A 13,312-nucleotide genomic window follows, 5' to 3' on the forward strand; every position below is an offset into this window, starting at 1 on the left:
GGCTTCGCCGTGGTGGCCAGCGAGGTGCGCGCCCTGGCCCAGCGCAGCGCCACGGCCGCGCGCGAGATCAAGACGCTCATCGGCGACAGCCTGGAGCGCGTGCAGGCCGGCAGCCACGAGGCGCAGGCCGCGGGCAAGACCATAGACGGCGTGGTGCAGAGCGTGCAGCGCGTCTCGGACATCGTCGCCCGCATCACGCAGGCCGCGGGCGAGCAGTCGCAGGGCATTGGCGAGATCAACCAGGCCGTCTCGCAACTGGACCACGCCACGCAGCAAAACGCCGCGCTGGTGGAGGAGTCGGCCGCCGCCGCCGCCAGCCTCAAGGAGCAGGCCCAGGCGCTGTCGCACTCGGTGCAGCGCTTCAGGCTGGCCTGAAGCGCGCTCGCGCGCCGCGCGGGCGTTCCATCAGCGCGCGGCGGCGGCCTCGCCCTTGAGCGAGGCCATGTCGATGACGTAGCGGAAACGCACCTCGCCGCGCTCCACGCTGTCGAAGGCCTCGTTCACGTCCTGGATGCGGACGAGCTGCACGTCGGGGCCGATGTCGTGCTCGGCGCAGAAGTCCAGCACCTCCTGCGTCTCCTCGATGCTGCCTATGAGCGAGCCCGCGACGCTGCGGCGGTGGAAGGCCACCTCCTGGTTGTTCACCGACGCCATGGGCTCCAGCGCACCCACCACCACCAGCGCGCCATTGCGCTTGAGCAGCGGGATGAAGGGGTTCAAGTCGTGCTTCTCCGGCACGGTGGAGAGCATGAAGTCCAGGCTGCGCTCCAGCTGCTTCAGCGCCGCCTCGTCGCCCTCCAGCACGCCCTGCGCACCCAGGCGCTGGGCGTCCTGGAGCTTGTCCTCGGTGCGGGTGAACACGGTGACCTGCGCGCCCAGCGCGCGGGCGAGCTTGACGGCCATGTCGCCCAGGCCGCCGAAGCCGATCACGCCCACGTGCTGCCCGGGCTGCACCTTCCAGTGCCGCAGCGGCGACCAGGTGGTGACGCCGGCGCACAGGATGGGCGCGGCCACCTCCGGCTTGAGGCTGGCAGGCACTTTCAGGACGAAGTCCTCCTTCACCACCAGCGAGTCCGCGTAGCCGCCGAAGGTGTTGTCGCGGCCGTAGCGGTTCTTCTTGTCCGGCGCCTTCGCCTTGGGAACCATGGGGCCGTTGTAGGTGGCCAGCCAGCTGTTAGGCCCCTCGCAGTAGTTCTGCTCGCCCAGGCGGCAGGGGGCGCAGTGGCGGCACGAATCGATCATGCAGCCCACGCCCACGAGGTCGCCCACGGCGTGGCGGGTGACGCGCTCGCCCACGCGCGTGACGCGGCCCACCACCTCGTGGCCCGGCACGCAGGGGTAGACGCTGTTGCCCCACTCATTCTTCACTTGGTGGATGTCGGAGTGGCAGATGCCGCAATACAGCACCTCGATCTGCACCTCGTCGGCGGCCGGCTCCTCGCGCTCGAAGGTGAAGGGCTCCAGGCGGCTGGAGGCGTCCTTGGCGGCATAGCCCTGGGTTTGGATCACGTGCGTTGCTCCTTGGCGGGGTGATCGAGGCCGGCGATGCGGCCCGCGGAAGTCCGGCCGAGGCAAGGCACGGTCCCGGAGGGTCGCGATGGCCGCGCCGCCCGGGGTGGCGTGCTACGGCTGTCCGAAGCGCGGGCTGCGCTTTTCCAGCCGCGCGCGGATGCCCTCGGTCTTGTCGCCGGTGGCGAACAGCAACTGGAAGGACTTGCGCTCGAACTGCAGGCCTTGTTCCAGCGGCAGGTTCATGCCCTCGATGACGGCCTCCTTGATGAAGCGCACGGCCTGTTGCGGGCCGGCGGCCAGCCGCGCGGCCAGGGCCAGGGCGCGGCTTTCCACTTCGTCGTCCGGCACCACTTCGCTGGCCAGGCCCAGGGCCAGCGCCTCGGCGGCGCCGATGGGCTCGCCCAGCAGCAGCAGCCGCATCGCGCGGAATTTGCCCACGGCGCGCGTGAGCCGCTGCGTGGCGCCGCCGCCGGGCATGAGGCCGATCAGCACCTCCGGCTGGCCGAAGCGCGCGCCCTGGCCGGCGACGATGAGGTCGGCGTGCAGGGCCAGCTCGCAGCCCCCGCCCAGGGCGTGGCCGCGCACGGCGGCGATGACGGGCTTGCGGCAGCGCGCGATGGCGCCCCAGAGGCGGTCCATATGGCGGCCGATGATGTCCGGCGGCGTGGCGTCCACGTACTCGTGCAGGTCGGCGCCGGCGCAAAAAGCGCGCTCGCCGCCGGCCAGCACGATGGCCTGCACGCTCTCGTCCGCCTCCAGGCTTTCGAAGGCCGCGGCCAGCGCGCGGCGCAGCGCGAGGTTGAGCGCGTTGAGCACGGTTGGGCGGTGCAGGCGCAGCAGGGCCACGCCGGGGGAGGGACGCTGCAGCAGCAGGAGGTCGTCGCTCATGTTCCTTCGCCCTGGCCGAAGCGCGGCGGGCGCTTGTCGAAGAAGGCGGCCACGGCCTCGGCGTGGTCGGCCGTATGGTGGGCCAAGCCCTGGAAGCGGGCGGCGGCGTCCAGCGCCTCGTCCAGCGATCCGGTGCGGGCCTGCAGCAGCAGCTGTTTGGTCCAGCGCAACGCCTGCGGCGGGTTGGCTGCGATGCGGCCGGCCAGGGCCAGCGCCTCGTCCAGCAGCGCCTCAGGGGCCACCACGCGCGAGACCAGGCCGATGCGCAGGGCTTCCTGCGCATCGATGGCCTCGCCGGTGAAAGCCAGTTCCGCGGCGCGCGAGGCGCCGACCACGCGCGGCAGCAGCCAGCAGCCGCCGTCGCCGGGGACGATGCCCACCTTCACGAAGCTCTCGGCGAAGCGCGCGGTGGTGGCGGCGATGCGGATGTCGCACAGGCAGGCGAGGTCGTTGCCGGCGCCTATGGCCGGGCCGTTGACGGCGGCGATGATGGGCAGGTGCAGCCGCTGGAAGGCGCGCGGGATGCGCTGGATGCCCTGGCGGTAGTTCCCGGCAATCTCTTGCGGGCTGCCGGCGAACATGCCGGCGCGCTCGCGCATCTGGGCCACGTCGCCGCCGGAGCAGAAGGCGCTGCCGCTGCCGGTGAGCACGGCGGCACCCAGGCTCAGGTCGGCGTTGAGCTGCTCGAACAGCGACTCGAAGGCCGCGTACATCGGCTCGCCGTCCAGTGCGTTGCGCGTGGCCGGCCGGTTGAGCGTGAGCAGCGCCACGGCGCCGCGGCGTTCGAAGAGGATGGGTGCGTCGGCATCCAGCATGGCGTCACAGCCCCAGCACGCGTTCGGCATTGCCGTGCATGACTTTTTCCATGACGGTGTCGGCGTAGCCCAGCTCGGCCCATTCGCGCAGGATGCGCTCGTAGGGCAGGCTGGGGTAGTCGCTGCCGAACATGATCTTGTCCTGCAGCCGGCCGCGGATGTCGACTTTCAGGTTGCCGGGGAAGTGCTTGGGGGCCCAGCCCGACATTTCCCAGTAGACGTTGCCTTTATGGAGGGCGACGGCGGTGGTCTCTTCGACCCAGGGCCAGCCGGGATGGGCCATGATGATCTTCAGGTTCGGGAAATCCGCTGCGAGGTCATCGATTGCGCCGGGGTGGGCGTGGCGGATTCTGGCCCCGTTGCCGCCGGGCATGCCCGCGCCCATGCCGGTGGTGCCCACGTCGACCATGACCGCCGCGCCCAGCGCGTCGATCTCTTCGAACAGCGGATAAAAGCGCCTGTCGTTGACGGCGAAGTGCTGCATGATGGGGTGGAAGTGGAAGCCCACGAAGCCCAGCTCCTGGACGGCCTTCCTGACCTGCCGGATGGCGATTTCGCCCTTGGCCGGTTCCACCGCGCCCCAGCATTGCAGGATGCGCTGCGGGTGCCGCTGCCACATGCCGTGGACGTACTCGTTGGTGCAGGGCGGCGTGGCGACGGTGGTTTCGAGGTCCAGCGCCACCAGGCAGGCCTGGACGCCGGCGGCCTCGAACTCCTTGATCACGTCTTCCTCGCTCTTGGCGACCCAGTCGCGCTTCCAGTAGCGCGCCAGCTCGGCGGGGTAGGGGCCTTGGGCGTCGATCCAGGTCTGGGTGCCGGGGTAGCAGTGCAGGTCGATGATGCGCATGGGGTTGTCTCCTGTGTACGTGTTGGTTGAGCGTGCGACCTCAGGCGGTCTGCGGCGTGTGCGGGGCCCGGGATTCGTCGGCCAGCTTTTGCGCCACCATCTCGCCCAGCGCCTTCTTGGACACCTTGCCGAAGGTGGAGACCGGGAAATCGCTCATCAACTCCAGCCGCTCCGGCAGCTTGAATTTCGCGATCTCGTGGGTGAGCAGGAACGCTGTCAGCTCCGGCAGCGTGAGCGTGGCGCCGCGGCGCGGGATGACGAAGGCGCACATCTTTTCGCCCAGTGCGGCGTCCGGCATGGGGACGCAGGCCACGTTCTGGACCGCGGGGTGCATGAGGATGAGGTTTTCCACTTCCTCGGCGCTGATCTTCTCGCCGCCGCGGTTGATCAGGTCCTTCTTGCGGCCCTCGACGATGTAGTTGCCGCTGGAGTGTTTTCGCATCAGGTCGCCGGATCGGTAGAAGCCGTCGGCGGTGAACTGGCGCGCGTTGTAGTCCGGCACGCCCCAGTAGCCGCGCAGCGTGTAGGGGCCGCGGCAGGCCAGCTCGCCGACCTCGCCGTCCGGCACCTCGCGGCCCTCGTCGTCGATGAGCTTCACTTCGTCGTCCGGGCACACGGGGCGGCCGCAGGTTTCGAGCAGCACGTCTTCCGGGTCGCCGTGGCGCACGAACATCAGCAAGCCCTCGCTCATGCCGAAGTTCTCCTGCACAAAAGCGTTGCGGAAGAGCTGGCGCGTGCGCAGGCGCACTTCCGGCTGCATGCGCTGGCCGCCGCTCTGGATCTGCTGCACGCTGCAGAGGTCGAAGTCGGCGATGGCCGGGTCGTTGATCAGGCGTATCAGCAGGGCCGGCACCACTTTCAGGTGCGTCACGCCGTGCTTCTGGATGAGGGCGAACATCTCCGCCGGCCGCGTGTTGGCGTGCAGCACGACGGTGGCGCCCTTGAACATGAAGCCCTGGATGCCCGGGCAGGCCAGGGGCAGGTTGTGGGCGATGGGCAGCACCAGCAGCAGCACCGAGCCGGCGTCCACGCCCGCCACGTCGGCGGCGACCTTGGAGTTGTAGGCGTAGTCGTTGTTGGTGCGCGGGATCAGCTTGGGGATGCCCGTGGTGCCGCCGGAGAGTTGAAAAATGCAGGGGTCGCAGGGGTCTATGGCCAGCTCGCGCAGCGTGCTCGCGTCGTCCTGGGCGGGCTTGGCGATCAGCTCGGTGAGCGAGTGCTCGCCCGGCCCCGGCTGGCCCAGCACCAGGCGCAGTTGCAGGCAGGGGTTGGCGGCCTGCACGCGGTCTATGACGGGGGCGAACTTGAGCTCGCCCGCGCTTTCCGGGTAGACGCAGCAGCGCGCCTGGGCCAGTTGCGTGAACTGGTTGATCTCGGCGAAGCGGTGCGTGACCAGCGCGGCGATGGGGATGGCGCCCATCTTCTGCAGCGCGAAGTACAGGATCACGAACTCCGCCACGTTGGGCAGCGTGGGGACGACGCGGTCGCGCGGGCGCAGGCCCAGCGCCAGCAGGTTGAGCGCGAGGTTGTCGCTCAGCGCATCGAGCTGCGCGTAGGTGTAGCGGCGCTTGCCGTCTATGAGCGCGGTGCGCGGGCCGAAGCGTTGAAACACCGCGGAGAACTCCTGGGCCAGCGAGCGGTCCTGCCAGTAGCCCTGGGCGCGGTAGCGGCGCGCGAAGTCCTCGGGGAAGGGGACGAATCCATCCATCATGGCGGCCTCCGGCTTCAGGTGGAGGCGGTGAAGCCGCCGTCGATGACGACCACCTCGCCGGTGACGAAGCGGTTGGCCTGGATGAGGTTGAGCATGGTCTCGGCCACGTCCTCGGCCGTCACGCAGCGCTTGAGCGGCGTGAGTTTCCCTCGCTTGCCCATCAGGTCGTCGTACTTGTCGCCGAGCATGCGCTGCATCCACTCGCCTTCCATCCAGCCGGGGGCGACGGCGTTGACGCGGATCTCGGGACCCAGGTTCCAGGCCAGCGTCTTGGTCAGGTTGACCACCGCGGCCTTGCTGGCGGCGTAGGGCAGGGGCTGCGGCCCCGGGCGCAGGCCCACGATGCTGGCGGTGTTGACCACCGACGGCGCGTTGCCCTTTTTCAGCAGCGGCACGGCGGCGCGCGTGACCTGGAAGGTGCCGCGCACGTTGACGGCGAAGGTGCGGTCCCACTCGGCCATGTCCAGGCTTTCGAGGTCCTTGACCTTCCAGGTGGCGGTGGTGCCGGCGTTGTTGACCAGCGCATCGAGGTGGCCGAAAGCCTCCTCCACCTGGCGCAGCGTGGCGCGCACGGCGGCGTCGTCGCTCACATCGCACTGCAGCAGCAGGGTGCGGGCGCCGAGCTTCTCGGCCTCGGCCGCCGTTTCGCGCGCGGCCTGCGCGCTGGAGCCGTAGACGATGGCCACGTCGTAGCCCGCGCCGGCCAGCGCCAGCGCCGCGGCGCGGCCTATGCCCGTGGCGCCGCCCGTGACCAGGGCCTTCTTCCTGTCCGTCTTCATCGCTTTTGTCTCCTCGGTGGGTGTGGTGGACGAGTCCACTGTAGGCACCGGGGAGATGCTCAAGAAGATGGCAAGATGCCCAGCCTGATAACGCCGTGGCATCCCCAGGTTGACCCCATGAAGATCGAGCAGTTGACGGGCATGGTGGCCATCGTCGAGCAGGGCAGCTTGCGCGCCGCGGCGCGCCACCTGGGGCTGGACCAGCCGGCACTGACCAAGAGCATCCGCGCGCTGGAGCGCGAGTTGGGCGTGGTGCTGTTCGAGCGCGATCCGCGCGGCATGGTGCTCACCGCCTCGGGGCGGCTGCTCTACCAGCGCGCCAGCCTGGTGGTCAACGAGGTGCGCCGCGCGCGCGACGAGCTGTTGCAGTCCACGGGCGGCGAGGAGGGGACGCTGACGGCGGGCTTGTCCATCATGCCCCACGTGGGCCTGCTGCCCCACGTGCTGCCGGCGTTCCGGCGGCGCTATCCGCGCGTCAAGCTCAAGCTCATCGAGGGGCTGTTTCCGGACCTGGAAGGTCGCTTGCGCAACGGTGTGCTGGACTTCTTCATCGGCGCCTCGCCGCGCCAGCCGCCGGCGCCGGGGCTGCTGTCCACGCCGCTGTTCGAGAACACGCGCGTGGTGGTTGGGCGCAAGGGCCACCCGCTGGCGGGCGCGGCCGCGCTGGCGGCGCTGCAGGAGGCGGAGTGGGCCACGCCCTCGCTGGACTACAACGCCGAAGAGGATTTGACCGGCGTCTTCGCCAGCCGCGGCCTGGCGCCGCCGCGGGTGATGCTGCAGGCGGCCTCAGCCTTGTCGCTGATGGTGGCCTTGGCCAGTACCGATTTATTGGCGCTGCTGCCGCGGCAGTGGAGCGACTTCGCGCTGGCGCGCGAGGCACTGCAGGTCATCCCGATTGCGGACTCCATTCCGGCGCCCACCATCGTGATGATCCGCAGGCCCGACCTGCCGCTCACGCCCGCGGCAGAGTTCTTCAGCGACCTGCTGCTGCGCTTCGCGCCGGCGCTGAAGCCGTTGCGCGGGCAACCGGAGTGATGGATGTGAAGCTCAGCGCAGGGCGTCGCACAGCTCCGTGAAACTGGCGAACTCGATGTCCGGCGCCTCGTCGTGCGGCCACAGCGCCTGCACGCGGTTGGCCCAGGCGGCCTGCATGCCGGCGTTGCGCGCGGCCAGCACGTCCAGCAGCACGTCGTCGCCCACGTGCAGCACTTCCTCAGCCCGCACGCCGGCCAGCTCGGCCGTGGCGTGGAAGATGCGCACGTCCGGCTTGGGCACGCCGAACTCCAGCGCCGAGACGCTGCCCACGAAGAAGCGCGAGAGGCCTATGCGCTGCAGGTCGGAGTTGCCGTTGGACAGGCTCACCAGCGGGTAGCGCGCGGCCAGGAACTCCAGCGCGGGCAAGGCGTCGGGGTAGAGCGTGACGTTCTGGCGCTCGTCGAAGAACACGTTGAAGGCCGGCTCGGCCAGCGCGGGGTCGTCGCCGGCCTGGCCCAGGGCCAGGCGGATGGACTCCAGGCGCAGCGCGCTCAGGTCGTGCTTCAGGTCCGGCCGCTGGTGGGCCATCTCGTTGCGGATGGCACGCAGCGCGGCGGGGCTGTCGAACAGCACCGCCGTGCGCGGGGCGTTGAGAACGAGCCATTCGTGCAGCACCTGCTCTGCGCGGTCAATGGTGGGCCAGATGGGCCACAGCGTGTCGTCCAGGTCCAGCGAGATGGCGCGGATTCTTTCCAGGTTCAGCATGGGCGCGAGGGTACCCCAGGGGGCCTGGCCCACGCCGGCCCGGGGCCAAGGCCGGCGGCCCCGTGGGCTGCCTGCGCCTCAAGCCCGCTCCAAGGCCAGCGCGATGCCTTGGCCCACGCCGATGCACATGGTGCACAGCGCGTAGCGTCCGCCGCGGCGGCGCAGCTCCAGCGCGGCGGTGAGCGCCAGCCGCGCGCCGCTCATGCCCAGCGGATGGCCGAAGGCGATGGCGCCGCCGTGGGGGTTCACGTGCGCGCCGTCGTCCGGCAGGCCCAGCTCGCGCAGCACGGCCAGGGCTTGGGCGGCGAAGGCTTCGTTGAGCTCGACCACGTCGAAGTCGCCGATGCGCAGTCCCGTCTGCGCCAGCAGCTTGCGCACGGCCGGCACCGGCCCCATGCCCATGAGGCGCGGCTCCACGCCGGCGGTGGCCACGCCGATGACGCGGGCCAGCGGCGTGAGGCCCTCGCGCGCCGCTACCGCCTCGCCGGCCAGCAGCAGCGCCGCGGCGCCGTCGTTGACGCCGGAGGCGTTGCCGGCCGTGACACTGCCGCCCGCGCGGAAGGCGGGTTTCAATGCCGCCAGCGATTGCGCCGTGGTGTCGGGGCGCGGGTGCTCGTCCTGCGCCACCAGCGTGCTGTCGCCCTTGCGGCCGGGCACGGGCACGGGCGTGATCTCCTCGCGCAGCACGCCCTCGCGTTGCGCCTGCGCGGCGCGCTGCTGGCTGCGCAGGGCGAAGGCGTCCTGGTCGGCGCGGCTGACGTTGAAACGCCCGGCCACGTTCTCGGCGGTTTCGCCCATGGCGTCGGTGCCGTGCAGCGCGTGCATGCGCGGGTTCACGAAGCGCCAGCCGATGGTGCTGTCGTGGACTTCCGCGTGGCGCGAGAAGGCGCTGGTGGCCTTGGGCATGACCAGCGGGGCGCGGCTCATGCCTTCCACGCCGCCGGCGATGGCCAGCTCCAGTTGGCCCAGCGCGATGCCGCGCGCGGCGCTGGCGAGGGCTTCCAGCCCCGAGCCGCACAGGCGGTTCACGGTCGCGCCCGCAACCGTTACCGGCAGCCCGGCCAGCAGCGCGCACATGCGGGCGACGTTGCGGTTGTCCTCGCCGGCCTGGTTGACGTTGCCGTAGTAGACCTCGTCCAGCCGCGCCCAATCCAGGCGCGGGTGGCGCGCCATCAGGGCTTGAATCGGCAGGGCGCCCAAGTCGTCGGTGCGCACCCCGGCCAGCGCGCCGCCGTAGCGGCCTATGGGGGTGCGCAGGCCGTCGCAGAGGAAGACGTTGTTCATGTTCACTGCGCCTGCAGGCCCAGCTCGGCCACGATGCGCTTCATGCTGCCGCGCTGTGCTTGATAGAACTCGCGCGCCTCGGCCACGCTGCCGGTGCGCGGGTAGATGCCCATCTCGGCCAGGCGGGCCACCAGCTCCGGCGCCTGCATCACGCGGGCCACGTCGCGATTGAGCTGCTCGGCCACGGCGGTGGGCACGCCGGCCGGGGCGAAGAGGGAGAACCAGCCTATGGCTTCGAAGCTGGGGTAGGTCTCGGCGACGGTGGGGATGTCCTCGAAGCCGGTCAGGCGCTTGTCCGAGGTCACGGCCAGGGCGCGCAGGCGGCCGGCCTTGATGTGCGGCAGCAGCCCGGGCAGTCCGTCGGCGGTGAGCAGCGCGTCGCCGGACAGCACGGCCGTGACGGCGGCCGGCGGCGAGGGGTAGGGGATGAAGAAGAGCTGCATCTGGCCGGCGCGGCTGACCATCTCGCCGGCCAGGTGCGGCAGCGAGTTGGACTGCGGCGCCGCGAAGTTCACCTTGCCCGGCTGCGCCTTGGCGTGGCGGGCGAACTCGGCCAGCGTCTTGATGCCGCTGCTGGCCGGCGTGACCAGCAGCAGCGGGCTGGTGCCCACGGTGGCGATGGGCGTGAGGTCGGTATCGGGGTTGAACTGCGGGTTCTTGTAGATCAGCGGCGTGATGGTGGCCATGGCCGCGGGCACGAAGCCCAGGGTGTAGCCGTCGGCCGGCGCGTGGGCCAGGGCCGACATGCCGGGAATGCCGCCGGCGCCGGGCTTGTTGTCCACGATCAGCGTCTGCTTCCACAGTGCCCCCAGGCGCTCGGCCATGAGGCGGGCCACCACGTCCGGCGCCGCGCCCGCGCCCACGGGCACGATGAGGCGCACCGGCTTGGTGGGGTAGCCGGCGGTGCCGCCCTGGGCGGCGGCCGGCCACGCGGCGGCGCCCAGCGTGGTGCCCAGGGCCAGCCCGGCGAGGGCGCGGCGGCGGGAGAGGTTCATGCGCTTGTCTCCTTGGTGCGTGGCGCCTGCGGTGGGCGCCTGGGAGCGGACTCTAGGAGCGCGCCGTCATGCCGGGCAGATGGACTTTGCGCGCTGGTGATGCGGCTGCGTCATCCCCGGGCTAACCCTGGCGCGGGTCATGGCAGGGCCGTGGCGGCGCGCCTTTGCATCGGAAGCTTCCTTGGCGCAGGCCTGTTGAAACGGCTTTGACGCTGAAAAAGCGGTCCGCCGCCTCTGCCTTGCATCCGCCTTGAGCGCCGTGCGCAGGTCGGCCCCTAAGCTTTGCGACAAACAGGACTCAAGGCCATGAACCAGGATGCCTGGCCGCCCACCGAGGCGGCCCTGCGCGAGCGGCTGGCGGCGGTGGACGCCGCCGCCTACGCCCGCTCCCGAAACGCGCTCGACGGCGCCGTCACGGGCTTGTCGCCCTACATCACCCACGGCTTCGTGACGCCGCTGCAGGTGCTGCAGGCCGTGGCCGCGGGCGGCCAGCCGCTGCACCTGCAGCACCGCCTGGTGCAGGAGCTGGGCTGGCGCGAGTACTTCCGGCACGTGTGGGCGCGGTTGGGCGAGGGCATCTTCGAATCCCTGCACCCCGGGCCGCTGGCCGATGCGGCTTACGCGGCCGGGCTGCCTGCCGACCTGCGCGAGGGACGCACCGGCTTGCCGGTGGTGGACCGCGCCGTGCGCAGCCTCTACGACACCGGTTACCTGCACAACCATGCCCGCCTGTGGCTGGCGGCCTACGCGGTGCATTACCGCAAGCTGCACTGGCGCGCCGGGGCCGACTGGCTGTGGGCGCACCTGCTGGACGGCGACCTCGCCAGCAACCACCTGAGCTGGCAATGGGTGGCCGGCACGGCCAGCAGCAAGCCCTATCTGTTCGACGCCGCCAACGTCGCGCGCTTCGCGCCGCCGCCCTGGCACTGCGCCGGCACGGCCCTGGAGGCGCCCTGGGAGGCGCTGGAAGCCCTGGCCCGCCGCCCCGGCGCGGTGCTGGCGGGCGAGGCCGGCGCGCCTGGCGTATCCGGCGTGCAGGAGCCCGCGCTGGTGGGTGAGACGCGGCGCTGGCTGCCGGCGGCCGAGGCGGCGCCGGTGGAGCAGCGCCACGTCTGGCTGGTGCACCCCTGGGCCCTGCGCGCGGCGCCTGCGGACTTGCCGCCCGGCACCGTGCGCGTGGGCCTGTGGCTGACGGACTTCCACGCCGCGCGTCCCTGGAGCGCACGGCGCCAGGCCTTCGTCGAGGCCCGCATGGGCGAGCTGTGCGACGTGGTCTGGCGCACCGACGCCGCCACGGCCGCCGAGGCGCTGCACGGTGCGCGCTCGGTGCAGGCCGTGGCCGAGCCGCACCTGCAGCGCTGGCTGCCCAAGCTGGCGCGCTGCCGCCCGGCGCCGCGGCTGTTTCCCGAGCCGCGCACGCATTGCCGTTCCTTCTCCCAATGGTGGAAGGCCGTCACCCGCGAGCTGGCGGGCTGCGCGCCCAGCCCAAGCGGCATCCCCCTGGCCGAAAGTCTTTGACCATGCACAGCACCCTTGCCGCTGCGGCCGCCCCGGCCACCGCCCCACTTGACGCGCCGGCCCAAGCGCCGCGATCCACCCGCCGCGAGGAGTCCGACGGCGACGCGGCGGGCAACCGGCTGCTGGCGCTCCTGCTCGCGCTGGCGCCCGCCGGGGCCCTGGCCGGCCTGGAGCGCGTGGCGCTGCCTGCCGGGCGCGTGCTGCTGCAGCGGGGCCGGCCGGTGACGCAGGTGTGGTTCCCGGACGACGCGCTGGTGTCGGCGCTGGGCGTGCTGCGCAACGGCGCGTCGCTGGAGGTGGCGCTCGTGGGGGCGGAAGGGCTGGTCGGCTGGGAAGCCTGCCTGGGCCCCCTGCCCGCGGCGCACGACGCCATGGTGCAGGTGCCCGGCGGCGCCTGGCGGCTGCCCGCGGCGGCGCTGGCCGCGCTGTGCCGGCGGCTGCCCGCGCTTCAGGAGGCCGTCATGCACGCCAGCCTGGCGCTGCTGGCGCAGGCCGGGCAGATCGCGGCCTGCAACCGCCACCACTGCATGGAACAGCAGGTCAGCCGCTGGCTGCTCACGGCCTCCGAGCGCCTGCAGGGCCCGGAGCTGCCCATGACGCAGGAGCGGCTCTCGGCGCTGCTGGGCGTGCGGCGCGAGGGCGTCACCGAGTGCGCGCGGCGGCTGCAGGCGGGCGGGTTGATCCGCTACGCCCGCGGGCGCATCCGCGTGCTGGATGCCGCCGGCCTGGCCGCGCGCGCCTGCGAGTGCCACGGGGTGCTGCGCGGCGCGCGGCTGCAGTTGCACGGCGCGCTGGAGCGCCTGGCCGGCGCGCGCTGACGCCGCGCTGCGGACGCGCGCCCGGGCTCAGGCGGCGATACGGAACACCCCCACGGCGCTGACCAGGCGTTGGGCCTGGGCCTTGAGGCTCTCGGCCGCGGCGGCCGACTGCTCCACCAGCGCCGCGTTCTGCTGCGTCACGTGGTCGAGCTGCGTCACCGCGTCGTTGACCTGGCCTATACCGCTGGTCTGCTCGTTGGTGGCCTCGCTGATCTCGCGTATGAGTGCGCTCACGTGCTGCACCTGGGACACGAGGTCGGTCATGGAGCGGCCGGCCTCGTCCACCAGCCGCGTGCCCGTTTCCACGGTCTGCACGTTGTCGTTGATCAGCTTCTTGATCTCGTGCGCCGCGTTGGCGCTGCGCTGCGCGAGGTTGCGCACCTCGCCGGCCACCACGGCGAAGCC

At 71.7% G+C, this 13,312-nt stretch carries 14 protein-coding genes; 4 read left to right on the forward strand and 10 right to left on the reverse strand.

The features are described 5' to 3' along the window. Positions 1-375, forward strand: a 375-nt coding sequence (locus ALA01S_RS28375; RefSeq protein ID WP_238455990.1) for a methyl-accepting chemotaxis protein, incomplete at its 5' end; no start/stop codon positions are given. Between the two features lie 30 nt (positions 376-405). Here the strand turns inward: ALA01S_RS28375 and ALA01S_RS28380 are convergent. The 6 genes from ALA01S_RS28380 to ALA01S_RS28405 all read right to left on the reverse strand — a co-directional run bounded on the left by ALA01S_RS28380 (position 406) and on the right by ALA01S_RS28405 (position 6,552). Continuing rightward, positions 406-1,509: an NAD(P)-dependent alcohol dehydrogenase gene (locus ALA01S_RS28380; protein WP_066342622.1), complete on the reverse strand. Its 1,104-nt coding sequence runs from the start codon at positions 1,507-1,509 to the stop codon at positions 406-408. A 114-nt stretch (positions 1,510-1,623) separates the two neighbouring features. Continuing rightward, positions 1,624-2,400: an enoyl-CoA hydratase-related protein gene (locus ALA01S_RS28385; RefSeq protein ID WP_066342628.1), complete on the reverse strand. Its 777-nt coding sequence runs from the start codon at positions 2,398-2,400 to the stop codon at positions 1,624-1,626. Beyond that, complete coding sequence (locus tag ALA01S_RS28390) at positions 2,397-3,215, reverse strand: crotonase/enoyl-CoA hydratase family protein (RefSeq protein ID WP_066342642.1); 819 nt, start codon at positions 3,213-3,215, stop codon at positions 2,397-2,399. Before ALA01S_RS28390 ends, ALA01S_RS28385 begins: the two co-directional genes overlap by 4 nt. A gap of 4 nt (positions 3,216-3,219) precedes the next feature. After that, positions 3,220-4,062 carry an amidohydrolase family protein gene (locus ALA01S_RS28395; protein WP_066342629.1) on the reverse strand — a complete coding sequence of 281 codons (843 nt, stop codon included), beginning with the start codon at positions 4,060-4,062 and terminating at the stop codon, positions 3,220-3,222. A gap of 40 nt (positions 4,063-4,102) precedes the next feature. Continuing rightward, positions 4,103-5,770: a (2,3-dihydroxybenzoyl)adenylate synthase gene (locus ALA01S_RS28400; RefSeq protein ID WP_238455991.1), complete on the reverse strand. Its 1,668-nt coding sequence runs from the start codon at positions 5,768-5,770 to the stop codon at positions 4,103-4,105. Between the two features lie 17 nt (positions 5,771-5,787). Continuing rightward, complete coding sequence (locus ALA01S_RS28405; protein ID WP_066342631.1) at positions 5,788-6,552, reverse strand: SDR family NAD(P)-dependent oxidoreductase; 765 nt, start codon at positions 6,550-6,552, stop codon at positions 5,788-5,790. 75 nt (positions 6,553-6,627) lie between these two features. Between ALA01S_RS28405 and ALA01S_RS28410 the strand changes: the two genes are divergently transcribed. Next, positions 6,628-7,587: a LysR family transcriptional regulator gene (locus ALA01S_RS28410; RefSeq protein WP_084268039.1), complete on the forward strand. Its 960-nt coding sequence runs from the start codon at positions 6,628-6,630 to the stop codon at positions 7,585-7,587. 12 nt (positions 7,588-7,599) lie between these two features. On the opposite strand, the gene ALA01S_RS28415 is transcribed toward ALA01S_RS28410, so the two are convergent. From ALA01S_RS28415 to ALA01S_RS28425, 3 genes are all read right to left on the reverse strand, one after another. Continuing rightward, positions 7,600-8,292: an HAD family hydrolase gene (locus tag ALA01S_RS28415; RefSeq protein ID WP_066342634.1), complete on the reverse strand. Its 693-nt coding sequence runs from the start codon at positions 8,290-8,292 to the stop codon at positions 7,600-7,602. A 78-nt stretch (positions 8,293-8,370) separates the two neighbouring features. Further along, positions 8,371-9,576, reverse strand: coding sequence for a 3-oxoadipyl-CoA thiolase (gene pcaF / locus ALA01S_RS28420; RefSeq protein ID WP_066342644.1), 1,206 nt, complete (start codon positions 9,574-9,576; stop codon positions 8,371-8,373). Between the two features lie 2 nt (positions 9,577-9,578). Continuing rightward, entirely contained in the window at positions 9,579-10,571 is a 993-nt protein-coding gene (locus ALA01S_RS28425; protein ID WP_066342636.1) for a Bug family tripartite tricarboxylate transporter substrate binding protein, read from the reverse strand. 306 nt (positions 10,572-10,877) lie between these two features. Between ALA01S_RS28425 and ALA01S_RS28430 the strand changes: the two genes are divergently transcribed. Continuing rightward, entirely contained in the window at positions 10,878-12,089 is a 1,212-nt protein-coding gene (locus tag ALA01S_RS28430) for an FAD-binding domain-containing protein (RefSeq protein ID WP_066342640.1), read from the forward strand. Positions 12,090-12,091: 2 nt separating this feature from the next. Continuing rightward, entirely contained in the window at positions 12,092-12,907 is an 816-nt protein-coding gene (locus ALA01S_RS28435) for a Crp/Fnr family transcriptional regulator (protein WP_084268040.1), read from the forward strand. A 27-nt stretch (positions 12,908-12,934) separates the two neighbouring features. Here the strand turns inward: ALA01S_RS28435 and ALA01S_RS28440 are convergent. After that, positions 12,935-13,312, reverse strand: a 378-nt coding sequence (locus tag ALA01S_RS28440; protein ID WP_238455992.1) for a methyl-accepting chemotaxis protein, incomplete at its 5' end; no start/stop codon positions are given.

Origin of the sequence: Azohydromonas lata NBRC 102462, from assembly GCF_001571085.1 — a bacterium.
Taxonomy (GTDB): Bacteria; Pseudomonadota; Gammaproteobacteria; order Burkholderiales; family Burkholderiaceae_C; genus Azohydromonas; species Azohydromonas lata.